Below are 22,292 nucleotides of genomic sequence, written 5' to 3' on the forward strand. Positions count from 1 at the left end.
GCGCCACCGGGGCGGCCGGACGCGCCCCGGTGACCTGCTGCTCACGCTTCGAACGTCGTCTCCCCGCCACCGTCGCAGCCTAGTTGACTAGCCCTTTTCCGTCGCGATACGGGCCAGGCGCTGCGGGGTCGGCCAGCGGACGTCGTGCACCCAGCCGAACTTCTCGAAGATCCAGATCAGCCGCGCGGAGATGTCGATCTGGCCGCGCTTGACGCCGTGGCGCGCGGACGTCGGGTCGGCGTGGTGCAGGTTGTGCCACGACTCGCCGAACGAGAAAATGGCCAGGGGCCAGAAGTTCGCCGACTTGTCACGGGCGGCGAACGGGCGCTCGCCGATCATGTGGCAGATCGAGTTGACCGACCAGGTCACGTGGTGCAGCACGCAGATGCGCACCAGGCCCGCCCAGAAGAACGCCGTCACGGCGCCCCACAGCGACCAGGAGATGAGCCCGCCGAGCAACGCCGGCAGCATCAGGCTGACCAGCGCCCACAGCCAGAACAGGTCGTCGACCTTCTTGATCGCCGGGTCCTTGACGAGGTCCGGCGCGAAGCGCTCGGCGTTCGTCTGGTCGCGCTCGAACAGCCAGCCCATGTGCGCGTGCCAGAAGCCCTTGGCGATGGCCCACGGCGAGGTGCCGAACGCCCACGGCGAGTGCGGGTCGCCGTCGCGGTCGGAGAACGCGTGGTGGCGGCGGTGGTCGGCGACCCAGGTGATCACCGGGCCCTGCAGGGCGATGCTGCCCGCGATGGCCATGACCACGCGCAGCCATTGCTTGGCCTTGAACGAGCCGTGCGTGAAGTAGCGGTGGTACGACACCGTGATGCCGAGCCCGCTGATCGCGTAGAACACCACGAAGATGCCGACGTCGACCCAGCTCAGTCCCCAGCCCCAGGCGAACGGCACCGCGACCAGCAGTGCCACCAGCGGCGCGATCACGCCGAAGTAGACCGACAGCTGCACGCCGATTCCGCGCGTGCCTTCGATGACGGGTTTGGGGCCCTTGGGGGCCGCAGGCTCCCCAGCGGGCTGAGAGCGGTCGAGCGTGGCCGTCATACGCTTCACTTCTTCCTACACGGGTGCCCTTTTGCCAAGGGTGACCTAACCTACGATGCCGTAAGTTACGGTACAGGAGGTTCGAGCCACTGGGGAGTGCCCGAAGCCACACCTGGTGTTCGAACCCGGGTACCCGGCGGACGGGCCGCTAACGCATCCCCCGCGCGGACGACACCCGATCGTCGCTATCCTGACCTGGTTCGATCCGCCGTAGTGTAATCGGCAGCACTTCAGATTTTGGTTCTGACAGTTCAGGTTCGAATCCTGGCGGCGGAGCAGCAGTAAGGACCCGAACCACGAGACCGGGAGGTTGGCGCTGACCGACGAGGCGACCGACCCGGTGGCGGCCAGGCGTCCCGCACTGGCCGAGATGTCCGACGCCTGGCTCGTCGGGCGCGCGCGGGAACTGATCGCCGCGGTCCAGCGGCAGGAGTACGCCCAGCAGCTCCAGATCGTCGAGCTGATGGACGAGCTGCTCGACGAGACCCAGCGCCGCGGCGAGCCGACCATGGTCGCGCAGCTGCTGCGCGCTTCCGCGATCGCACGGCTGATCACCAGGGGACTGGCCGCCGAGGCCGAGCCGCGGCTCGACGAGATGCTCGCGCACACCCGGCGCCACGGCCTCGCGCTGCTGCGGGCCGACGCGCACGCGCTGCGCGGGCGCCGGCTCGTGATCGCCGCGCAGGAGGACCCCGCGCTCACCGAGATCGCCCGCGCGCTGGCGATCCTCGACGACTCCGCGATCCCGAACCGGCAGGTCGGCATCCGCCAGTGGAACCGGATGCTGTGGTCGACGTTGAACGACTGCTGGATCGTGCTGAACCAGCTCGGCGTCTACGAAGCCGCCGAGGAGGTCATCGGCCGCGCCGCGAGCGCGATCCGCGAGAGCGCGAGCCCGCACGAGATCACGCTGCAGCTGATGAACCGCGTCAAGATGCTGCTGGGCTGGGGCCTGCGGCTGGAGCGCATCGACGAGTACGACGAGAGCGCCGAGAAGTTCCGCACCGCCGCGTCCATGGCGGTCGCCGCGGAGGGCCCGTTCACCGAGTCGCTGTTCCCGCGGAAGGCGAACGTCTCCGCCGTCGACCAGGTCGGTGTCCTCGCCGCCGCGCAGGCGCTGCACAGCCCGACCACGGACCAGATCGACCGGCTCCGCCAGCTGCACGAAGGCACCGGCTACCCGGGCGAACGCGAGATCGTCGCGATCGCGCTGGCCCGCTGCCTGGACAAGGGCGGCCGCCGCGAAGAGGCCCTCGACGTGCTGCGCTCGGCGCGCGAGTCCCTCGGCGACGACACCTCGCAGCCGTCGATGCGGCTGAACATCGCCCGCGAGCTGGCCCGGCTGGACACGAGCCCGGACTACGCGTCCGGCGCGAGCCAGTCGCTGATCGACTACGCCACCCGGCTCGAGTCCGAGATGTGGAGCCTGCGCGAGTCGCAGATCGCCACGCTGAACGCCCGCCGCGAGCACGAACGGCTGTCCGCCGAGCACGGCGCGATCACCCAGCAGGCGCTGCAGGACCCGCTCACCGGCCTGCCGAACCGGCGCGCGCTGGACGAGAAGCTGCGCCAGCTCGCCTCGTCGGCCGACGCGCAGCCGCTCGCCGTCGCCTTGGTCGACCTCGACGGCTTCAAGGGCGTCAACGACAAGCAGTCGCACGCCGAGGGTGACAACGTGCTGCGTGTCGTCGCGAGCACGCTTCGTGACGCGCTGCGCGGCGACGACCTCGTGGCCCGCTACGGCGGCGACGAGTTCATCGTGCTGCTGCCGGGCACGCCGGCGTCCGCGGCGAAGATGGCGCTCGGCCGCGCCGTGAAGTCCGTCGCCGGCCTGCCGCACCACCTCTCGCACGGCGTCACGCTGTCGATCGGGCTCGTCTCGCTGCGGCCGCAGGAACGCGGCGAGCAGGTCCTCGCCCGCGCGGACGCGGCCATGTACCAGGCGAAACGCGGTGGCGGCAACCAGGTGGCGTCGGCGAACTCGATGGCCGCCGACCCCGCCGCGGCGTGGGCGAGCGAAGCCCCTCCGACCGACCCCGCGTGGGACGCCGAAGACCACAGTTAGGATCGGTGCCCGACAGAAGCCACCCTTTGGTAACCGTTGGGAGCGCCGTTGACCGGCCCGCTGAGCACGTTGATCCTCGCCGCGGGTGAGGGCACCCGCATGCGTTCGTCGACGCCCAAGGTGCTGCACCCCATCGCCGGGCGATCCCTGGTGGAGCACGCCGTCCGGGCCGCCGCCGGCCTGGCGCCCGAGCACCTCGTGGTCGTCGTCGGCCACGGCCGCGAACTGGTCGGCGAGCGCCTCGCGCAGGTCGCCGACGCCCTCGGCCGCCCGGTCGGCACCGCGGTGCAGGACCGGCAGCAGGGCACCGGCCACGCCGTCTCGTGCGCGCTCGCCACCCTGCCCGCCGACCTGACCGGCACCGTGCTCGTCAGCTACGGCGACGTCCCGCTGCTCGACACCGAGACCCTGCGCGCCATGCTCGAAGAGCACACCGAGGCGAAGAACGCGGTCACCGTGCTCACCGCCGTGGTCGCCGACCCGACCGGCTACGGCCGCATGGTGCGCGACGCGGCGGGCAAGGTCACCGGGATCGTCGAGCACAAGGACGCCACCGCCGAGCAGGCGGAGATCACCGAGATCAACTCGGGGGTCTACGCCTTCGACGCCGCCGTGCTGCGTGACGGCCTCTCGCGGCTCTCGACCGACAACGCACAGGGCGAGCTCTACCTCACCGACGTGCTGGGCATCGCGAACGGCGACGGGCTGCACGTCGGCGCGCTCGTCGTCGACGACCCGTGGCTGACCGAGGGCGTCAACGACCGCGTCCAGCTGTCGGTGCTCGGCGCCGAGCTGAACCGCCGGATCGTGCGGCGCTGGCAGCGCGAGGGCGTCACGGTCGTCGACCCGGCCTCGACGTGGATCGACGCCGGCGTCACCCTCTCCCGCGACGTCGTCATCGAGCCGGGCGTGCAGCTCAAGGGCACGACGTCGGTCGGCGAGGGCACGACGGTCGGACCGGACAGCACCCTGACGAACATGACCATCGGGGCCCGCGCCTCGGTGGTGCGCGTGCACGGCTCGGACTCCGAACTGGGCGACGGCGTCACCGTCGGCCCGTTCACCTACCTGCGGCCCGGCACCAAGCTCGGCGAGAAGGGCAAGCTCGGCGCGTTCGTCGAGACGAAGTCCGCCGACATCGGCGCCGGCACGAAGGTGCCGCACCTGACCTACGTCGGCGACGCCACGATCGGCGAGCACAGCAACATCGGCTGCTCCAGCGTGTTCGTGAACTACGACGGCGTCCACAAGCACCGCACCGTTATCGGGTCGTATGTCCGGTTGGGCGCGGACAACACGTTCGTCGCCCCGGTGCAGGTCGGTGACGGCGCTTACAGTGGTGCGGGTGCCGTGATCCGCGAGGACGTCCCGCCGGGCACACTCGCGGTGTCGGCGCCGCCGCAGCGCAACATCGAAGGCTGGGCGATCCGGCGCCGGCCGGGTACGCCCGCGGCGGAGGCGGCCCAGGCCGCCCTCGACGCCGAGTCAGCAGCAGGAACCGACGGGGAGTCGCCAGCATGAGTCCGAAGCAAGGCACGCCGAAGAAGAATCTGATGCTCTTCTCCGGTCGCGCGCACCAGGAGCTCGCGGAAGAGGTGGCCAAGCACCTCAACGTGACGATCACCCCGCAGACGGCGCACACGTTCGCCAACGGCGAGCTGTTCGTCCGGTTCGAGGAGTCCGTCCGCGGCACCGACGCCTTCGTCATCCAGGCGCACACCACGCCCATCAACGAGTACGTGATGGAACAGCTGATCATGGTGGACGCGCTCAAGCGGGCGAGCGCGAAGCGGATCACCGTCGTGATGCCGTTCTACCCCTACGCGCGCCAGGACAAGAAGCACAAGGGCCGCGAGCCGATCTCGGCGCGGCTGATCGCGGACCTGTTCAAGACCGCGGGCGCCGACCGGATCATGACGGTCGACCTGCACACCGCGCAGATCCAGGGCTTCTTCGACGGCCCGGTCGACCACCTGATGGCGCAGACCGTGCTGGCGGACCACATCAAGAAGACCTACGGCGACGCCGACATCACCGTCGTCTCGCCGGACTCGGGCCGCGTGCGGCTGGCCGAGAAGTGGGCGCAGACGCTGGGCGACCGCCCGATCGCGTTCATCCACAAGACGCGCGACCCGGACAAGCCGAACCAGGCCGTCGCCAACCGCGTGGTCGGCAAGGTCGAGGGCAAGCTCTGCGTCCTGATCGACGACATGATCGACACCGGCGGCACGATCGTGAAGGCCACCGAGGCCCTGATCGACGAGGGCGCGGCGGACGTCGTCATCGCGACGACCCACGGCATCCTGTCCGACCCGGCGACCGAGCGGCTTTCGCAGTGCAAGGCGCGCGAGGTCATCGTGACGAACTCGCTGCCGATCCCGGCGGAGAAGCGGTTCCCGGGCCTGACGGTCCTGTCGATCGCCCCGATGCTGGCGGAAGCCATCCAGCAGGTCTTCGAAGACGGCTCGGTGACTTCGCTCTTCGACGGCAACGCCTGACGCTTTCCGCCGGGCGCGAACTCCGCGCCCGGCGGGGGCTCCCGGCGCTAGCGTCGCCGGCATGGGGAACTTCAAGTTCGGCGTCAGCCTCCGCGGGATCAGCGGCCGGGACGAGTGGATCGCGCGGTGCCGCCGAGCCGAAGAACTCGGCTACGACGTCATCACCGTGCCCGATCACCTCGGGGCCGGCCGCCTCGCGCCCTTCCCGGTGCTGGCCATGGCGGCCGCCGTCACCGAGCGGCCGCGGCTGGGCACGCTCGTGTCGAACGTGCCCTTCTACAACCTCGCGCTCTTCGCCCGCGAAGCCGCCACGACGGCCGCGCTGCTCGACGGGCGCCTCGACCTCGGGCTCGGCGCCGGGCACATGAAGGCCGAGTTCGACGCCGCGGGCCTGCCGTGGCACAACGCCGCCACCCGCATCAGCTACCTCGGCGAAAGCATCGGCTACCTGCGAAAGCACTTCGACGACGAAGGCATCGCCCAGCCCCGCCTGCTCATCGCGGGCAACAGCGACGGCGTGCTCGACCTCGCCGCCCGGCACGCGGACGTCGTCGGGTTCGGCGGGCTCCGGCAGCAGCCCGGGAAGCCGCCGGGCACCTTCAAGCTCGACAACGCCGAGGCGATGGACGAGCGCGTGGCCTTCTTCCGGGCCAGGGCGACGCGCGAAACCGAGTACAACATGCTCGTCCAGCACGTCGAGATCACCGGCGACCGGCGCGCGGCCGCCGAGGCGTGGCACGAGAAGACCGAGCGGAGCGCCGTGGCCGACGCCGGCGAGCTCCTCGACGCGCCGCAGCTGGTGCTGGGCACGGTCGAGGAGATCGCCGGGCAGCTGGTGGCCCGGCGCGAACGCTACGGCTTCTCGTACATCACGGTGTTCGAGCCCGCGCTCGAAACGTTCGCCCCGGTGATCGAGGAGCTCAGTAAGCGACCGTGAAGCGCGCGCGGCTGTGCTTCGGCTGCTCGATCTCGTCGACGTAGGCGATCGCGTAGTCGTCGCCGCCGATGAAGGACTTGCCGTTCTCGTCGGTCAGCAGGACGTCGCCGCCGAGGCGGAACGTCCCGGTGCGCTCGCCCGGAACCCACGCGCCGAACTCGGCGGCCGGGCTGACGTAGAACCAGTCGAGGTCGGCCGGCTGCTCGCGCAGCAGGTACAGCACCTCGGCGTGGTTGCCCGCTTCTTCCTTGTACTCGTCCGGGAACTCCGGGGTGTCGAACAGGCGCGGGCCGCCCTCGGCGACGTGCAGGCTCGACGCCCCGCCCACGAACGACAGCCGGGCGCCGTGCTCGCGCGCGGCGCGGACCAGCCCGGGCACGGCGTCGATCAGCTTCTTGCCGTCGATCGCGCGGGCCGGCGTCGCGACCACGAGCACGTCGGCGTCCTTCGCGAGCTGCGCGACGAACTCCTCGTCGTGCAGCGAACCCTGCCGCGCCTCGACGCCTTCGGGCACCGAGCCCTCGTTGCGCGCGACGCCCACGACCTCGTGCCCGCGGCGCAGCGCCTCGGCGCTGATCTTGCCACCGGCGTACCCCGTCGCCCCGAAAACCACCAGCTTGGCCATTGGATCTCCTCGTTCGAATTCGGCCTTCGAGGCCGATCGTAGGAACGGAAGATCCCCTACTTCAACGGAAGCAACGCACCCCCGGGTAGGTGTCCAGCTCAGCCGCCCAGCGCGGCGAACTCCGCGGCCACCTTCTGCTTCACGGCGTTGGCGTCGAGCGCCGCGCGGACCTCCGCGGTCGCGTTGGGCTTCGACAGGACCTGGTAGCTGGCCGTCTTGTTGGGCAGCTTGAACTTCACCGTGCAGGACATCTTGATCGTCGCGTACGGCTCGGCGTCGGCCGCTGTCGTGCAGGTCTGCGCGCCGAGCGAGTCGGCGCTCACCTCGACCGAGAGGTTGATGTGCACGACGCTCTTCTCCCCCGACGCCGGCGAGCCGACGACGCTGGTGGAGACGTCGACCGTCGTCGTGCAGGAGCCGACGAAGTCCTTGCAGTCGAGCTTGTCGTTGGTGACCACGGCGCTGGCCTGGACCAGGCCCTCGATCGGCTGGCCGAGCGCGCCGACGGCGGTGTCGAGGTCGGTGTGGAACGCCTTCAGCGCGTCCCCGGCGAGCGGGGCGACCTGGAACTCGGCGCCGTACTTCGGCCCGGCCTGCGGGTCGAGCAGCACCGGCGCGAAGCTGACGACGCGGCTGGGCTTGGCCGCGGTGACGCGCAGGACGCTCGGCGCGGCGCCGAGCTGGTAGACCTCGGTGCCGTCGGCGAGCTTCGCCTTGACCGGCTCCCCCAGCCGGTCCAGGCCGGGCAGTGCCTTGCGGAGGCCGTCGGCGAGCGCGGCCGGGGCGAACCGGGCCGCCGGGTCCAGCGGCAGCTCGGAGCCGAGCGAACGCACCCAGCTCGTGCCGAACTGCGTGCCCTCGTCGATCGCGTGCGCCTTCCAGTACTCGGCGTCGGCCTGGAGGTAGAACTGGCCGCCGACGGCCGCGACCTGGACGACCCCGCCGTCGAGCGGCACGCCGCCGAGGGCGGTGCCGCCGCGGGTGACCCGGAACTGCTGCTCGGCACCCTTGATCGTGGCCTTCAGCGCGACCGCGGGCGCCTGGCCCAGCGTCGTCAGCGCGGCGTCGACCGCGGCACGCTGCTCGGCGCGCCGCTCCGCCGTCTGCCGGTCGGCCGCCGAGACGCCGGCGCTGCCGGGGACCGCCACCTGGCACCCCGCCAGCAGTCCGCCCAGCAGCAGCACCGCCGCCGCCATGCCCCGTCCAGCCCGCATTGCCGCCCCTCGCTCTTGCGCTGCGCCCGAGTGCACCTCGGCCGGTGAAGTCCCGCCACCGGATTTGTGTCGTCACGCACCGGGGTTCAGGAGGGTTCTAGCCTGGTCGGTGCCCCCGCCGCAACCCACCGTGATGAGGTTGGTTTACACTCTTGAGGTTGTCTCGGCGAGGCGGGGCCCTGATGGGGTGCCCGGCGTGATCGACGCGGCGGCTCGAGTAGCCCCGGCTGTCGTGCACGCCCGCAAACTCGCCGCCGAACGCAACCGCCTGAACAGAAAACGCAAGCATCCCCGCCGCAGCATGCTGTCTCCCGCACCATGTTCGTGATTTGAAGGAGTGCCACACCGTGTCCGAGGTACGTCTGTCCGTCGAGCCGCGCACCGAGTTCGGCAAGGGCGCCGCGCGTCGCACGCGTCGCGCCGGCAAGATCCCCGCCGTTCTGTACGGCCACGGCTCGGACCCGCGGCACTTCGCGCTGCCGGCCATCGAGTTCGCCCGCGTCGTCCGTGAGAACGGCTCCAACGCCGTCATCACCCTCGCCATCGAGGGCTCCGACGAGCTCGCGCTGACGAAGACCATCGTCGTGCACCCGCTCAAGAACTACATCGAGCACGTCGACCTGCTGGTCGTGAAGCGCGGCGAGAAGATCGTCGTCGACGTCCCCGTCGTCGTCACCGGCAACCCCGGCCCCGGCGGCCTGGTCAACCAGGACGTCGACACCCTGCAGGTCGAGGTCGAGGCGCTGCACATCCCGGAGCAGTTCGAGGTCTCGATCGAGGGCCTCGAGATCGGCTCGCAGGTCCTCGCGGGCCAGGTCGAGCTGCCCCAGGGTGCCACCCTGGTCACCGACCCCGAGTCGCTCGTCGTGGCCGTCAACGAGCCGCAGCGTGAAGAGGCCGACGACGAGGCCGCCGAGGCGGGCGACGAGTCGGCCGAAGCCGCCGAATAATAGAATTACCGCGTGACCGAAGACCTGCCCGGGGCCGGCGAGCTGATCTTGCTCGCCGGCCTCGGCAATCCCGGGCCCCAGTACGCCGGAAACCGGCACAATGTCGGGTTCATGGTGCTGGACGAGCTCGCCGCCCGCGTCGGCGGCAAGTTCAAGACGCACAAGACCGGCGGCGAAGTCCTCGAGGGACGGCTGGCCGGCCGCCGCGTCGTGCTGGTGAAGCCGCGCTCGTACATGAACCTCTCCGGCGGCCACGTGGTCGGCGCGGCGCGCTTCTACAAGGTGCCGCCGACCGGTGTCGTGGTGGTGCACGACGAGCTCGACGTCGATTTCGGCGCGCTGAAGCTGAAGTTCGGCGGCGGCGACAACGGCCACAACGGACTCCGTTCGATCACGAAGTCCATCGGCACCCGCGACTACTACCGCGTGCGCTTCGGCATCGGCCGCCCGCCCGGCCGCCAGGACCCGGCGGACTTCGTGCTGAAGGACTTCTCGACGGTCGAGCGCAAGGAGCTCCCGTTCGAGGTGGACCGGTGCGCGGACGCGACCGAGGCACTCGTCGGCACCGGCTTGGCCGCCGCGCAAAACGCCTTCCACGCGGGCTGACATGGGTGGGATGGTGAAGCCATGACCCCCGACGAAGTCCGGGTGATCGCATTCGGCAGACCCCGGTTCGGCCGTCGCGGCTACAACGAGGATGAGGTCGACGCGTTCCTCGACCTGATCGCCGAGGCGCTGTCCGGGCGCAACATCCTGACCGCGGACGACATCCACTACGTCGAGTTCACGATCATGCCGGTCGGCATGCGCAGCTACGACCAGGCCCAGGTCGACCTGTTCCTCGACGAGGCCGAGGCGGCCCTCGTCGAGCTGCGGAACCCGCGCCCGGTGGCCGAGGAGCGGCGCCCGCAGGGGCCGCGGAAGTGGTTCGGCCGGAGCTGAGGGTGTGAACCCGGCCACACAGCGCTGCGTAATCCCGGCTCACTCACAGGCGGACGGCAGCCGCCCGTCGGGGTGAGCTTCGGGGTCTGCCCCTTCCGGGGGTCCCTGTTCTCCGGCTAGGACGGTGTACGGCAGTTCGCACCGCCCAACCCCGGAATCGGAGAGTTGCATGTCGTTCACCGCCGAAGACCTCGCCGAGGTCACCTTCGGTAACGCCCCGATCGGCCGCCGTGGCTACGCCAAGCACGAGGTCGACGAGTTCGTCCGGCGGATCGCCAAGACGTTCGCCGAGGAGGACGACCTGACCGCCGCCGAAGTGCACCACGTGGTGTTCTCGAAGCCGCTGATCGGCAAGCGCGGCTACGACGAACGCGAAGTCGACGAGTTCCTCGACGCGGCGGAGGACCAGCTCGCCACGCGGACGGGCCACGCCCCGGACCTGCCGGGCGCCCGCACCCCGGCGGAGGCGACGGCCGAGCGCGCCACCCCGCCCACCCTGCGCGCCGAACGCCTCCAGCAGCGCTGAAGCGGAACTTTCCCTATGAAAGTGACGCCTCCGGGCTCCCGGGCGCGGCACTTTCATAGGGAAAGTGACGTGTCAGGCGTCGGCGTTCTTCTTGATCCTGTCCGCGAACTGGGCCGCCGTGGCCGCGCGCTTGACCTTGCCCGACGGCGTCTTCGGCAGGCTGCCCGCCGGGAGCACCACCACCGCGTACGGGCGCATGTCGACCGCGTCGCGGACCCGGGCCGAGACCTGCTTCACCAGGTTCTTCTCCGCCTCGGCGTCGCCCGCCAGCTTCGACTCCACGACCACGGCGAACCGCTCGCGGCGGCTGCCCGCGTCCAGCCGGACCGCGACCGCGTTGCCGGCCCGCACGCCCTCGACCGACGTCGCCGCGCGCTCGATGTCCGTCGGGTACAGGTTGCGGCCGCCCATGATGATGACGTCCTTGCGGCGCCCGCAGATGACGATCTGGCCGTCGACCAGGTAGCCGAGGTCGCCGGTGTTCAGCCAGCCCTCGTCGTCCTGGGTGGCGACCGGGCCGTCCATCGTCAGGTAGCCGGGCGTCACGGCCTCGCCGCGCAGCCGGATCTCGCCGACTTCGCGGTCGCCGGCGCGCTCGCCCGCCTCGTTGACGATCTCCGCCTCGAGCCCGTCCAGCGGACGGCCGAGCAGCGCGAACGACCGGACGTCGTCGGTGCCGCGCCGCGGGTCGCCCTCGGGGACCGGCACCGCGCGGTTGCCCGCCTCGAGCGCGTCCGCTTCGACGACGTCGAGGGTCAGCCCGGTGAACAGCGGCGCGAACGAGACGGCCAGGGTCGCTTCGGCCATGCCGTAGGCCGGGAAGACGCACTCCGCCGGCATCTTGAACCGGGCCCCGGCGTCGACGAACGTCTGGACGGCGGTCTCGTCGATGGGCTCGGCGCCGTTGAGGGCGATGCGCAGCTTCGAGAGGTCGTACTCGTTGTCGTCGTCGACGCGGGCCATCCGGCGCCCGACGATGGCGTAGGCGAAGTTCGGCGCCGCCGTCGTGGTGCCGTGGTACTTGGTGATCAGCTGGGGCCAGATCAACGGGCCCGACAGGAACTCGACCGGCGTGATCTTGACCAGCTCGACGCCGAAGGTCATCGGCACGGTCAGGAAGCCGACCATGCCCATGTCGTGGAAGGTCGGCAGCCAGGACACCATCACGTCGACGTCGAAGTCGAACTCCGCGCGGTCGACCATGGCCTTGACGTTGGAGTACAGGTTGCCGTAGGTGATCCGCACGGCCTTCGGGTCGGCGGTGGAGCCACTGGTCAGCTGCAGCAGCGCGGTTTCGCCTTCGTCGGTGACGACGACGTCTTCCAGCGGCTCGGCGCCGGCGAGATCGCTGATCAGCCGGTAGCCGATGCCCTTTTCGGCCAGCACCGGCGCGAGCTGGTCGAACGGCTCGCCCAGCAGCACCAGGTTCGACCCGATCATCCCGAGCACCCGCACGGTGTCCTCGGCCCACTCGGCGAGATCGGTCCGCGGCGTCGGCTGGTGCAGCATGGTGACGCTGCCCCCGGCCAGCCAAACGGCCTGCACGGTCGGCGCGATCAGCACCGGCGCCGCGGCCAGCACCGCGACGGCACCCCCGCGTTCGAACCCCCCGGCGACCAGCCCGCCGGCGATCCGCCGCGCTTCCTGGTGCACCTCGGCCCAGGTCCGCCGCACCGGCTCCTTCGGCTCCCCGGTGACCATGCCCCGCTGCTGTCCCCGCCCCGTCGCGGTGGCGACCAGCGTGTCCACGAACCTGCTCATGGCGGGAACATTACTGGGACACGGGCGACATCCGCCCACCAACGCGGAAACCGGCCCTTGAAGCCGGCGGCCTCGATGACCCGGCGAACCCGGGCCCGCGTGATCGGGTGGTACCGCCACGCGATGCCGACGATGTGCTTCGAGCCGCGGCCGACGCGCCGTTTCGGGGTGCGGCTGACGACGCGGGCCACCGTCAGGGTGCGCGGGTGGTCGAGCCACACCAGCACGTCCAAGCGCGCGGTCATCCGCTCCCGGACCGCTTCGCCCGGCCACTCGATGGCCCAGACCTCACCCGCCAGGCAGCCGAGGACGTCGGCCTGCCACGTCTCCGGCACGGTCCAGCCGGGTCGTGGAAGAAGGATTCGAACTCGACGCAGGGCACGCCGAGGCGCTCGCACCGCGTCCGCACGGGGCGACTTGCCCGAGCCCGCGGACCGGCCACCGCGGTCCGCCGGAGCGGTCCGCCGTCACTCCAGCAGTTCGGACGTCTCCAGCCAGCGCGCCTCGACGTCCTCGATGTCCCCCTGCACGCCCTTCAGCTCCGCGTTCAGCTCCATCAGCTTCGCCGGGTCCGTCGCCGCCGCCAGCAAGGACGCGTGGAGCTTCTCCTCCTTCGCGTGCAGCTGGTCGAGCTTGCGCTCCAGGCGGCCGAGGTCCTTCTGCGCCGCCCGCAGGTCCGCCGCCGACTTCTTCGCCTCCACCTTCGCCGCGGACGGGGACGGGCCGGTGCTCTCCTTCGCGGCCGAGCGGCGGTTCAGGTACTCCTCGATGCCGCCCGGCAGGTGGGTGATGCGGCCGTCGCCGAAGAGGGCGACGATCGTGTCGCAGACGCGTTCCACCAGGTAGCGGTCGTGCGAGACCACGACCATCGTGCCCGGCCAGCCGTCGAGGAGGTCCTCCAGCTGCTGGAGCGTGTCGATGTCCAGGTCGTTCGTCGGTTCGTCGAGCAGCAGCACGTTCGGCTCGGCCATCAGCAGGCGGCACAGCTGCAGCCGGCGCCGCTCGCCGCCCGAGAGGTCGCCGACCGGGGTCCACTGGCGGGCTTGGGGGAAGCCGAGCTTTTCGCCCAGCTGCGACGCCGTCATCTCCTGCTTGCCGAACACCACGCGGCCGGCCACCTGCTCGATCGCCTGCAGCACGCGCAGGTCGCCGGGCAGGTCGTCGAGTTCCTGGCGCAGGTGCGCGAGCGCGACCGTCTTGCCCTCGATCCGGCGGCCGGTCGACCCCTCGATGTCACCGCCGAGCAGCTTCAACAGCGACGTCTTGCCCGAGCCGTTCACCCCGACCAGGCCGATCCGGTCGCCCGGGCCGATCCGCCAGGTGACGTGGTCGAGCAGCGTCCGGTCACCCACCGCGTACGTCGTGTCTTCCAGCTCCAGCACTGTTTTGCCGAGGCGCCGCTTGGCGAACGCCTGCAGTTCGACGGAGTCGCGCGGCGGCGGGACGTCGGCGATCAGCGCTTCGGCCGCTTCGATGCGGTAGCGCGGCTTCGACGAGCGCGCCTGCGGGCCGCGGCGCAGCCACGCGAGTTCCTTGCGGGCCAGGTTCTGCCGCTTCTCCTCGGCCGTCGCCGCGAGCCGCGCCCGCTCGGCGCGCGCGAAGATCCAGTCCGCGTAACCGCCTTCGTACTGCTCGACGCGGCCGTTCGCGACCTCCCACGTCAGCGTCGCGACGGTGTCGAGGAACCACCGGTCGTGCGTGACGACCACGACCGCGATCCGGCGCGTGAGCAGGTGGTCGGCCAGCCAGCGGACACCTTCGACGTCCAGGTGGTTGGTCGGTTCGTCGAGCACGACGAGGTCGAGTTCGCCGGTCAGCGCGGCGGCCAGCGAAACGCGCCGCCGCTCGCCGCCGGAGAGGTTCGCGGTCGGCTTGTCCAGCCCGATCGCGGTGATCCCCAATCCGTCTACAATGGACCGAACGCGCGCGTCGGCGGCCCACTCGTGCTCGGCGCCGTAGCGCTCGAGGACGACGTCGCCGACCGTGCTGCCGTCCGGCAGTTCCGTGCGCTGGGTGACGACGGCCATCCGCAGGCCGCCGACGTGGCTCACCCGCCCGGAATCGGGCTCGGCGAGTCCGGAAAGGACTTCCAGCAGCGTGGTCTTGCCACCACCGTTGAGCCCGACGACGCCGATGCGCTGCCCGGCCGCGATCCCGAGCGACACACCGTCCAAGAGCGGGCGAATCCCGTAGGACTTGCTCACCGACTCCAGGTTGACCAGGTTGGCCATCCGCTCAGCCGATCCTTTCCACTATCACGAACCGCGTCGCCACGACCTGCGTCGTGTCGTCCACGGTGAATTCCGGATCTTCCATGGCGGCGCGCATTTCGGCGCTCTGCCAGTAGTCCGTGTGGTCCGCGCGCCATTCGGCGACGCTGGTGAAACCCTCACCCTCGTCGAGCGCGTGCCGCAAGTCCACTTCGGACAGCGGGAGCACGCGCACCTCGGTGGTTTCGAGCACCGCGACGCCGACGCCCGCCGAGTCGATCATCAGCTCGCGCTCGCCGACGACGGGCAGTTCTTCGCCGTACTTCTCGTATTCGGCCAGCAGGCCGGTGGTCGACGTCTTCTCCCCGCGCAGGATCGCCGCGACCAGCTTGTCGCGCAGCGGGCCGGGGAACGCGAATTCCGCGTGCTTCACGCGTGCACCCGCGGCGGTGTCGGCCGGTTCGCGTCGTCGCCGCCGACCACGCGCGCGCCCGGGACCGGGCCGTGGGCCACGCGGACCGTGCGGCACACCCCCGCGCCCGACAGCTCCGCGGCGACCTCCACCGCCGAGTTGGCGCCTTCGCAGAGGAACGCGCACGTCGGGCCGGAGCCGGACACCGTGCCCGCGAGCGCGCCCGCGTTCACGCCCGCGCGGAGCGTGCGGCGCAGCTCCGGGCGCAGCGAGACCGCCGCCGCCTGGAGGTCGTTGCCGAGCAGGAGGGCCAGCTGGCGCGGGTCGCCCGAGGCCAGCGCCTCGACGACCGGGGTGTGCGAACCGATCCGCGGCGGCTTGCCCGCCGCGCGCAGCCGGTCCAGCTCCTTGAACACCTTCGGCGTCGACAGCCCTTCGGAGTCGAACGCCAGCACCCAGTGGAACGTGTGCCGCGAAAGCACCGGGACCAGGTGCTCGCCGCGCCCGGTGCCGAGCGCGGTGCCGCCGTAGAGCGCGAACGGGACGTCGCTGCCCAGGCCGGCGGCGAGCCCGGCCAGTTCGTCGCGCGTGACGTCGAGGTTCCAGAGCGACGCGAGGCCGACCAGGGTCGCCGCCGCGTCGGCGCTGCCGCCCGCCATGCCGCCGGCGACCGGGATGCCCTTGCGCAGCACCACCCGGACCTTCGGCTCGCCGGTGCGCCCGACGTGCTTGGCGAGCGCTTCGACCGCCCGCCACGCCAGGTTTTCCGGGCCGGTCGGGACGGTGCCTTCACCTTCGCCGTAGACCTCGATGCCGGGGTCGTCGGTGACCGCGACTGTCACTTCGTCGGTCAGCGACAGCGCCTGGAACACGGTCACCAGCTCGTGGTAACCGTCTTCGCGCAGGTCGTCGACCGAAAGGTGCAGGTTGACCTTGGCCGGGACCCGGACGGTGACTGGGGGCGGAACTACGGCGAGCACCCGACCAGCCTACGTGTCCGCGTTCCGACCAGGAGAAAGGATGTCGAGCCCGACGGCGAGCGCGACGTCCGGCGGGGTTTCCGGGCCGCCTTCGACGCTGGTGAGCTGCACGGCGACCAGCGCGAGCCGCGCGCGCAGGCTCGCTTCGGGGGCGTCGGACCCGCCGCAGAGCAGCTCGTGGAGGCGGAGCATCCGGTCCGCGAGCCCGGCGCCCGCGGCGATGGCCTTCAACGCCGTCGCGTTGCGCTGCACCAGGCCGATGACCGGGCCGAACTTGCTTTCGACCAGCCCGGCGTACGCGGTGAGCAGCTCCTCGGGCCGGGTTTCGCGCTCGAGGAGGTCGTCGAGCGCCGTCCCCCAGTCCTTGAGGAGGCTCGTGACGATGTCCTCCTTCGTGCGGAAGTGGTAGTACAGCGCGGCTTTCGTCACCTCGAGCCGCTCGGCGATCTCCCGCAGCGAGCTGCCTTCGTACCCCTGCTCGGCGAACAGCTCGAGCGCGACGCGCTGGATGCGTTCGCGCGTGTCGGTGCGTCGCCCGGCCATGCTCCACCCCTCAACTTACTTGACGGCCGACTAGTAATCACTTAGCTTGGCATTGCTTGTCGGTCGACAAGCAATGCATCTGCAGCTTACCTCGGGGGTTCACCGTGACCACCACCGCGCCGGAGCGCGTCGCGGGCCGCTGGCTCGCGCTCGCCGCGCTGGGCCTGGCCCAGCTGATGGTCGTGCTCGACACGACCGTCGTGAACATCGCCCTGCCGTCGGCCCAGCGCGCGCTGGGCCTGTCCGGCACCGGCCGCCAGTGGACGATCTCGGCGTACACGCTGGCGTTCGGCGGCCTGCTGCTGCTCGGCGGGCGGCTGGCCGACCGGCTCGGCCGCCGCACCACCCTGCTCGTCGGCATCGCCGGGTTCGCCGTGGCGTCCGCGGTCGGCGGCGCGGCCCCGTCGGCGGGCTGGCTGATCGGCGCCCGCGCCGCGCAGGGCGTGTTCGCCGCGCTGCTGGCGCCGTCGACGATGTCGTTGCTGACGCTCACCTTCACCGACCCCCGCGAACGCGGGAAGGCGTTCGGGATCTTCGGCGCCATCATGATGTCCGGCTCCGCGCTGGGCCTCACCGTCGGCGGCGCGCTCACGCAGTTCCTCGACTGGCGCTGGAGCCTCTACGTCAACGTGCCGGTCGCCGTGCTGGCCGGGCTGGGCGCCTGGTTCGCCGTGCCGCCGACGGCCGCGCACCGCGACACGCAGCTGGACTGGACCAGTGCGGCGCTCAGCTGCGGCGGCGTCGTGCTGCTGGTGCACGCACTGTCCGAAGTGGCCACTCAGGGATTTTCCCCGCCGGTGCTGGGTTTCCTCGTGCTGTCGCTGTTCCTGCTCGGCTGGTTCGTGCGCCGGCAGGCCCGGCACCCGCACCCGCTGCTGCCGCTCGCGGTGGTGCGCGACCGCGCTCGCGCCGTCGCCTACCTGACGATCGGGGCGGCCTCGTTCGGCGCGTTCGGGATGTTCCTGTTCCTGACCTACCAGCTGCAGGTCGTGATGGGCTACGGCGCGCTCGCCGCGGCGCTGGCGTTCCTGCCGACACTGGGGGCGAACATGCTGACGTCGACCCAGCTTTCGGGACGGCTGCTCCCGCGCGTCGGCCCGCGGCCGCTGCTGGCGGGCGGGTTGTCCGTGCTGGCTTGCGGGCTCGTGGCGGCCACGCGGCTGACGCCGGACGCGTCCTACGCCGGGGTCGTCCTGCCGATGCAGCTGCTGCTCGGCGTCGGGGCCGGGCTGTGCATGCCGGTGGTGCTGAACGTCGCCACCCGCGACGTCGGTGCGCGGGACGCGGGCGCGGCTTCGGCGTTCGTGACGACGTCGCAGCAGGTGGGCGCGTCCCTCGGCACGGCCGCCCTGAACACCATCGCCACCGCGGCCTCGGCGGGCCTCACCACGCCGACGGCGATCGTCCACGGCTACACGACGGCGTCGGCCTGGGCGGCGGCGATCGTCGCCGCGGCCGCCCTCACCGCGTTCCTCGTCCTCCCGCGCGGCTCCCGCTGAACGCCGTGAAGGCCACCTCGAATTCCTCGAGGTGGCCTTCACGACAGATGGGATCAGGCGGCGACGACGGCCTGGGGGCCGCGGGCGGTCTGGGTGACGTGGCCGCCGCGCTCGGCGACCCACGCCAGCGCCGCGTCGGCGCGCTCGCCGCGGACGCCGAGGCGGAAGCGGCCGACCGGGGTGTCGCCGATCCGGGTCAGCCCGCCGCCGATGGTGGCGAACTCGACGTCGAAGCGGCCGGCGGCCTCGGGCAGCAGCGCGCCCACCGACGCGAACCCGACCAGCACGACGTCGACCGCGCGGTCGTAGCGCGAGGACTGCGAGCGCGAGGTCTCGATGGCCGGCAGCAGCGCCTGCGCGGTGCGGCTGCCCGGGTTCGAGATCAGGTCGAGCACGGTGCCGCGCTCGACGACGGTGCCGTCTTCCAGCACCGCGACGTCGTCGCAGAGCCGGCGGACGACGCCCGCGTCCGGCGTCGTGACGACGACCGTGGTGCCGAGCTCGGAGCGGGCGCGGTCGAGCACGGTGAGCACCGAGCCGGCCTCCTCCGGGTCGATCCCGGCGGTCGGGTCGTCGGCGAGCAGCACGGCGGGCGCGGCGGCCAGCGCCTTCGCGACCGCGACGCGGCGGAGCTGACCCGCGGTGAGCTCACCGGGACGCTGCGCGGCGCGCGGGGTCAGGCCGACGAGGTCCAGCAGCGAGCCGACCCGGCTGCGGCGCTGCGGGCCGTCGACGCCGAGCTGCTCCAGCGGGGAAGCGATGTTGCCGGCGATGGTGCGCTCGGCGATCAGCTCCGGCTTCGTCGAAACGACCCCGAGCTGACGGCGGATCTCGCGGAGGCGGCGGCCGTCGAGCGTGCCGGTGTTGAGGCCGTCCAGCCGGACGACGCCGCGGTCGGGGCGCTCCTGCAGCGCGATGCACCGGGCCAGGACGGACTTGCCCGAACCGGCCGGGCCGACGACGCCGAACAGCGAGCCGGCCTGGACCTCGACGCTCACGTCGTGCAGGGCGACGACGGAATCTCCGTTGGTGGCAAAGGATTTGGACAGGTTTTCGACCGTGATCACGATAGCTCCAGAAAAACAGGGCGCAGCGCACGAGGGCGCGCCCGGCCGCAAGCGAGTGTCCGTCCTCAGTGGACGGTGCGTGAAGAAGGGGTGTGTCGGCTCAGACGAAGCTCAGCGCGAGCGTCGACATGCGGAGACGGAGCGGCGGCCTTCGTCGACAACGCGGCGCCTGGTCAACAGCAGGGGGCGAGCTACCCTCTTCATCGAAAACGGCCTCCATCGGTCCTGGCGGTAGCACCTGCCCTGTGGAGGGTGGTTGCTGCGACTTCGACGAGCCAGGTCTCTCGGTCGCTCGGGATGGACGTACTGAGTTAAGCCGATCCCACGGAGCGAAAGCAAGCCCGTTGGCCCACATCACACGACTGGAGGTGTCGCAGTCACGGGGTGACGGCCGAAACGTGCGTTTTTCACCGCCTCCACTGTGGTGGATTCAGTGGTGGACCCGCGCGCGTGCCGCGATCCGGGCGAAAGCGTGCACGTCGAGCTGCTCGCCCCGGGTCTTCGGGTCGACCCCGGCGGCCGTCAGGAGCTCCCCGGCCCGTTCGGCCGAGCCCGCCCAGCCCGCGAGCGCGGCGCGAAGCGTTTTCCTGCGTTGTGAGAAAGCGGCGTCAACCAGGGAGAAGAGACCGTCCCGGTCTTCGGACGCCGGGGTGGCGGCGCGCTCGAAGGCGACGAGCGCGGAATCCACGTTGGGCACCGGCCAGAACACCGACCGTGGCACCGCGGCGACTTTCCGTGCGGGACCGTACCAAGCGAGCTTGACGCTCGGGACGCCGTAGATCCGGCTGCCCGGCCCGGCCGCCATCCGCTCGGCGACCTCGGTCTGCACCATGACGAGCCCGGAGGCGAGCGAGGGCACTTCGGCGAGCAGGTGCAGCACGACCGGCACGGCGACGTTGTAGGGCAGGTTGGCGACGAGCGCGGTCGGCTCGCCGGGCAGGTCGGCGTTCTTGACGCGCAGCGCGTCGGCCCCGACGACGGTCAGCCGGCCGGCGGCTTCGGCCCCCCGCTCGGCGACGGTCTCGGGCAGCCGCGCGGCGAGCTTGGGATCGATCTCGACGGCGACGACCCGCGCCCCGGTGGCGAGCAGGCCCAGCGTCAGCGACCCGAGCCCGGGCCCTACCTCGAGGACGACGTCGTCCTCGGTGACGTTCGCCAGCTCGACGATCCGCCGGACGGTGTTGGGATCGTGCACGAAGTTCTGCCCGAGCTTCTTGGTCGGCCGCACGTCCAGCTCGGCCGCCAGCGCCCGGATCTCGGCCGGTCCCAACAGTTCAACCACCGGGCGAGCTTACCGACCGTACTCCGGCCCTGTTCCGCTCGGTGCGGACCGCAGACGAAACGGCCCCCGCCCAAAAAGGACGGGGGCCGTTCCGAAGCGAAACTCAGGCCTTCTTGCCGCAGACCGGCCAGGCGCTGTAGCCGCCACGCGCGTCGCGGACCTTCTCCGCGACCGCGATCTGCTGCTCGCGCGAAGCCTGGCTCGGCAGGTTCGCGTACGCGTCGCCGCCGTAGGCGTCCCAGGTGCGCTTGTCGAACTGGAGGCCGCCGTAGTAGCCGTTGCCGGTGTTGATGGCCCAGTTGCCGCCCGACTCGCACGCCGCGATGCGGTCCCACGCGGAGCCGTCGCCGATGGCCGGGGTCGGGGCCTTCTTGGTGCCGACGTGGATGATCTTCGGCTTGGCCGCGGTGATGATCTGCTCGGAGATGCTCTCGCGGGCGACCTCTTTGCCGTTCTTCTGCGTGACCTTGTAGGTCACCATCTTCTCGCCGGGCGTGCCGGGGTCTTCGACCTGGGTCTTGCCCTTGTCCAGGTCCGGGTCGTCGACGCGCTGCTCGGGCGGGTCGATGGACTCCTTCTGGACGACCGTCGAGACGCCGGTGCGGCTGATGTGGACCTGGGCGCCGTCGGTCAGCTTGACGTCCAGACCGCCCTCGGCCTGGTCCTCCGGGCCCAGGGTGAGCTTGTACTCGCCCAGGAACTCCTTCGTCGTGACCGCGGTCGTCTTCACCTGCTTCGGCGCGTTGGCGCCGTCGTACAGGGTGATGTTCTTGAGGGTCTTGATCTCGACCGTGGCGCCCTGGAGCGGCAGCTCGCCGTCCTTCGGCATCGACATCCACGTGCCGGGCTTGTCCATCCCGGTCATGCCGAGCTGGGACAGCGCGTCGCCGAGGTGGGTCGCGCGCACCCAGGAGGTGTGCTCCGCGCCGTCGACGATCATCTTGAGCTGGCGGCCGCGCTCGAGCTTGATGACGCCGCCGTCGCCGACCTCCGCCTGCGGGGAGGGCGAGAGCGAGTCGTGCTCGCCGACGGACAGGCCCGCGTCCTCCAGCACTTCGCCGACGGTGTCGCCGAAGGAGTGGATGGTCTGCTGCTGGCCGTCGACGTCGACGGTGACGCTCTTGTTCATCGCCAGCGCGGCCGCGCCGCCGCCGGCGACGCTGATCATGACGCTGAGGACGGCGCCCTTGAGGAAGCGGCGCTTCCAGACCTTGCTGGTCTGGCGGATGCTCTCGTCCATCGCGGCGCGCTTGGCCTGCGGGGACGCGGTCCGGTCCGCCTCGATCTCGTCCGGGATGACGATCGGGGGCAGGTACGTCGTCTCGGCGTTGATGAGGCGGATCAGTTCGTCGACGTCGACGTCGATCTCGGCCATCATCGCGTCGGCGTCGGGGCCGAGCGCGGCGAGGATGTCCTGCTGCGTGATGTTCGGGTCGTCGGAGAAGTCGAGCTGACCGTACGCGGTGTCCTCGAAATAACTGCGTTCGAGAACGGCGGAGCGCGCTCCAGCCTGTCTGCTACCTGTCACCGGGGATCGTTCCCTTTCACGAGACGGCGGTCGGGGGCGCCGTCTCTACGACTGGGCGTGACGATCGGAAGCTGCTGAGCGCAGGCCCGACCGGCACGATCACGGGACAGTAACGGGTCCCGCCGGGTTGCGCAAACACCCCCCGGAGTGTCGTGATCCCCGTCACTCCATCAGGTGGACGATCAAGGAACCCTGATGTC

At 71.2% G+C, this 22,292-nt stretch carries 21 protein-coding genes, 1 tRNA gene and 1 riboswitch; of the genes, 10 read left to right on the top strand and 12 right to left on the bottom strand.

Annotation, left to right across the window (positions count from 1 at the left end; all coding sequences use genetic code 11):
• Positions 1-87: 87 nt before the first annotated feature.
• Entirely contained in the window at positions 88-1,053 is a 966-nt protein-coding gene (locus AB0B33_RS43850; RefSeq protein ID WP_360783314.1) for an acyl-CoA desaturase, read from the bottom strand.
• 204 nt (positions 1,054-1,257) lie between these two features.
• Here AB0B33_RS43850 and AB0B33_RS43855 point away from each other — a divergent pair.
• The 5 genes from AB0B33_RS43855 (at position 1,258) to AB0B33_RS43875 (ending at position 6,553) form a co-directional block, all read left to right on the top strand.
• Positions 1,258-1,329 (top strand) — tRNA-Gln (locus AB0B33_RS43855).
• Between the two features lie 34 nt (positions 1,330-1,363).
• Positions 1,364-3,118, top strand: a complete 1,755-nt coding sequence (locus AB0B33_RS43860) for a GGDEF domain-containing protein (RefSeq protein WP_360783317.1) — start codon at positions 1,364-1,366, stop codon at positions 3,116-3,118.
• A gap of 48 nt (positions 3,119-3,166) precedes the next feature.
• The gene (gene glmU / locus AB0B33_RS43865; RefSeq protein ID WP_360783320.1) at positions 3,167-4,639 is read left to right on the top strand and encodes a bifunctional UDP-N-acetylglucosamine diphosphorylase/glucosamine-1-phosphate N-acetyltransferase GlmU; all 1,473 of its coding nucleotides are present in this window, start codon (positions 3,167-3,169) and stop codon (positions 4,637-4,639) included.
• Positions 4,636-5,616, top strand: a complete 981-nt coding sequence (locus tag AB0B33_RS43870; RefSeq protein ID WP_247018306.1) for a ribose-phosphate diphosphokinase — start codon at positions 4,636-4,638, stop codon at positions 5,614-5,616. The genes glmU and AB0B33_RS43870 overlap by 4 nt, the downstream gene beginning before the upstream one ends.
• 61 nt (positions 5,617-5,677) lie before the next feature.
• Positions 5,678-6,553, top strand: a complete 876-nt coding sequence (locus AB0B33_RS43875; protein WP_360783323.1) for a TIGR03621 family F420-dependent LLM class oxidoreductase — start codon at positions 5,678-5,680, stop codon at positions 6,551-6,553.
• On the opposite strand, the gene AB0B33_RS43880 is transcribed toward AB0B33_RS43875, so the two are convergent.
• Both AB0B33_RS43880 and AB0B33_RS43885 read right to left on the bottom strand, forming a co-directional pair.
• Positions 6,537-7,178, bottom strand: a complete 642-nt coding sequence (locus tag AB0B33_RS43880) for an NAD(P)H-binding protein (RefSeq protein ID WP_247018304.1) — start codon at positions 7,176-7,178, stop codon at positions 6,537-6,539. The genes AB0B33_RS43875 and AB0B33_RS43880 overlap by 17 nt on opposite strands.
• A 98-nt stretch (positions 7,179-7,276) precedes the next feature.
• The gene (locus tag AB0B33_RS43885) at positions 7,277-8,392 is read right to left on the bottom strand and encodes a hypothetical protein (protein ID WP_360783327.1); all 1,116 of its coding nucleotides are present in this window, start codon (positions 8,390-8,392) and stop codon (positions 7,277-7,279) included.
• Positions 8,393-8,739: 347 nt separating this feature from the next.
• Between AB0B33_RS43885 and AB0B33_RS43890 the strand changes: the two genes are divergently transcribed.
• From AB0B33_RS43890 to AB0B33_RS43905, 4 genes are all read left to right on the top strand, one after another.
• Positions 8,740-9,342: a 50S ribosomal protein L25/general stress protein Ctc gene (locus AB0B33_RS43890; protein WP_247018302.1), complete on the top strand. Its 603-nt coding sequence runs from the start codon at positions 8,740-8,742 to the stop codon at positions 9,340-9,342.
• Positions 9,343-9,354: 12 nt separating this feature from the next.
• On the top strand, positions 9,355-9,948 hold the full coding sequence (pth, locus tag AB0B33_RS43895) for an aminoacyl-tRNA hydrolase (protein ID WP_360783331.1): 594 nt from the start codon (positions 9,355-9,357) through the stop codon (positions 9,946-9,948).
• A 21-nt stretch (positions 9,949-9,969) separates the two neighbouring features.
• Positions 9,970-10,284 carry a DivIVA domain-containing protein gene (locus AB0B33_RS43900; RefSeq protein ID WP_360783334.1) on the top strand — a complete coding sequence of 105 codons (315 nt, stop codon included), beginning with the start codon at positions 9,970-9,972 and terminating at the stop codon, positions 10,282-10,284.
• A 169-nt stretch (positions 10,285-10,453) separates the two neighbouring features.
• Positions 10,454-10,810: a DivIVA domain-containing protein gene (locus AB0B33_RS43905; protein WP_247018298.1), complete on the top strand. Its 357-nt coding sequence runs from the start codon at positions 10,454-10,456 to the stop codon at positions 10,808-10,810.
• A gap of 72 nt (positions 10,811-10,882) precedes the next feature.
• Here the strand turns inward: AB0B33_RS43905 and AB0B33_RS43910 are convergent, their stop codons facing one another.
• The 6 genes from AB0B33_RS43910 to AB0B33_RS43935 form a co-directional block, all read right to left on the bottom strand.
• On the bottom strand, positions 10,883-12,571 hold the full coding sequence (locus AB0B33_RS43910; RefSeq protein ID WP_360783338.1) for a fatty acyl-AMP ligase: 1,689 nt from the start codon (positions 12,569-12,571) through the stop codon (positions 10,883-10,885).
• Positions 12,568-12,906, bottom strand: coding sequence for a hypothetical protein (locus tag AB0B33_RS43915; RefSeq protein ID WP_360783340.1), 339 nt, complete (start codon positions 12,904-12,906; stop codon positions 12,568-12,570). Before AB0B33_RS43915 ends, AB0B33_RS43910 begins: the two co-directional genes overlap by 4 nt.
• A 132-nt stretch (positions 12,907-13,038) precedes the next feature.
• A complete protein-coding gene (locus AB0B33_RS43920; RefSeq protein ID WP_360783343.1) occupies positions 13,039-14,802 on the bottom strand; it encodes an ABC-F family ATP-binding cassette domain-containing protein in 1,764 nt (587 codons plus the stop codon).
• A gap of 4 nt (positions 14,803-14,806) precedes the next feature.
• Positions 14,807-15,214 (bottom strand): ASCH domain-containing protein, encoded by a 408-nt coding sequence (locus tag AB0B33_RS43925; RefSeq protein ID WP_360783346.1) that lies wholly within the window; start codon positions 15,212-15,214, stop codon positions 14,807-14,809.
• The gene (locus AB0B33_RS43930) at positions 15,211-16,173 is read right to left on the bottom strand and encodes a 4-(cytidine 5'-diphospho)-2-C-methyl-D-erythritol kinase (protein ID WP_247018291.1); all 963 of its coding nucleotides are present in this window, start codon (positions 16,171-16,173) and stop codon (positions 15,211-15,213) included. The genes AB0B33_RS43925 and AB0B33_RS43930 overlap by 4 nt, the downstream gene beginning before the upstream one ends.
• A gap of 9 nt (positions 16,174-16,182) precedes the next feature.
• Positions 16,183-16,716 carry a helix-turn-helix domain-containing protein gene (locus AB0B33_RS43935; protein WP_360783351.1) on the bottom strand — a complete coding sequence of 178 codons (534 nt, stop codon included), beginning with the start codon at positions 16,714-16,716 and terminating at the stop codon, positions 16,183-16,185.
• A 104-nt stretch (positions 16,717-16,820) separates the two neighbouring features.
• On the opposite strand from AB0B33_RS43935, the gene AB0B33_RS43940 reads away from it, so the two are divergent.
• Positions 16,821-18,215 carry an MFS transporter gene (locus AB0B33_RS43940; protein ID WP_360783353.1) on the top strand — a complete coding sequence of 465 codons (1,395 nt, stop codon included), beginning with the start codon at positions 16,821-16,823 and terminating at the stop codon, positions 18,213-18,215.
• A gap of 53 nt (positions 18,216-18,268) precedes the next feature.
• Here the strand turns inward: AB0B33_RS43940 and AB0B33_RS43945 are convergent, their stop codons facing one another.
• From AB0B33_RS43945 to AB0B33_RS43955, 3 genes are all read right to left on the bottom strand, one after another.
• The gene (locus AB0B33_RS43945; protein WP_247018285.1) at positions 18,269-19,282 is read right to left on the bottom strand and encodes an ATP-binding cassette domain-containing protein; all 1,014 of its coding nucleotides are present in this window, start codon (positions 19,280-19,282) and stop codon (positions 18,269-18,271) included.
• Positions 19,283-19,495: 213 nt separating this feature from the next.
• Positions 19,496-19,586: riboswitch (SAM riboswitch) on the bottom strand.
• 126 nt (positions 19,587-19,712) lie between these two features.
• Positions 19,713-20,564 carry a 16S rRNA (adenine(1518)-N(6)/adenine(1519)-N(6))-dimethyltransferase RsmA gene (gene rsmA, locus AB0B33_RS43950; protein WP_360783356.1) on the bottom strand — a complete coding sequence of 284 codons (852 nt, stop codon included), beginning with the start codon at positions 20,562-20,564 and terminating at the stop codon, positions 19,713-19,715.
• Between the two features lie 103 nt (positions 20,565-20,667).
• Positions 20,668-22,092, bottom strand: coding sequence for a transglycosylase family protein (locus AB0B33_RS43955; protein ID WP_360783359.1), 1,425 nt, complete (start codon positions 22,090-22,092; stop codon positions 20,668-20,670).
• Between the last annotated feature and the right edge of the window lie 200 nt (positions 22,093-22,292).

It is taken from the genome of Amycolatopsis sp. NPDC049159, from assembly GCF_040648295.1.
GTDB classification, from domain to species: Bacteria; Actinomycetota; Actinomycetes; order Mycobacteriales; family Pseudonocardiaceae; genus Amycolatopsis; species Amycolatopsis pretoriensis_A.

What these genes read in the sequence shown, in the direction of transcription:
- AB0B33_RS43850 (WP_360783314.1), bottom strand. Translation starts at nt 1,053, where the DNA reads ATGACGGCCACGCTCGACCGCTCTCAGCCCGCTGGGGAGCCTGCGGCC.
- AB0B33_RS43870 (WP_247018306.1), top strand. Translation starts at nt 4,636, where the DNA reads ATGAGTCCGAAGCAAGGCACGCCGAAGAAGAATCTGATGCTCTTCTCC.
- AB0B33_RS43875 (WP_360783323.1), top strand. Translation starts at nt 5,678, where the DNA reads ATGGGGAACTTCAAGTTCGGCGTCAGCCTCCGCGGGATCAGCGGCCGG.
- AB0B33_RS43880 (WP_247018304.1), bottom strand. Translation starts at nt 7,178, where the DNA reads ATGGCCAAGCTGGTGGTTTTCGGGGCGACGGGGTACGCCGGTGGCAAG.
- AB0B33_RS43885 (WP_360783327.1), bottom strand. Translation starts at nt 8,392, where the DNA reads ATGCGGGCTGGACGGGGCATGGCGGCGGCGGTGCTGCTGCTGGGCGGA.
- AB0B33_RS43900 (WP_360783334.1), top strand. Translation starts at nt 9,970, where the DNA reads ATGACCCCCGACGAAGTCCGGGTGATCGCATTCGGCAGACCCCGGTTC.
- AB0B33_RS43905 (WP_247018298.1), top strand. Translation starts at nt 10,454, where the DNA reads ATGTCGTTCACCGCCGAAGACCTCGCCGAGGTCACCTTCGGTAACGCC.
- AB0B33_RS43910 (WP_360783338.1), bottom strand. Translation starts at nt 12,571, where the DNA reads ATGAGCAGGTTCGTGGACACGCTGGTCGCCACCGCGACGGGGCGGGGA.
- AB0B33_RS43920 (WP_360783343.1), bottom strand. Translation starts at nt 14,802, where the DNA reads ATGGCCAACCTGGTCAACCTGGAGTCGGTGAGCAAGTCCTACGGGATT.
- AB0B33_RS43935 (WP_360783351.1), bottom strand. Translation starts at nt 16,716, where the DNA reads ATGGCCGGGCGACGCACCGACACGCGCGAACGCATCCAGCGCGTCGCG.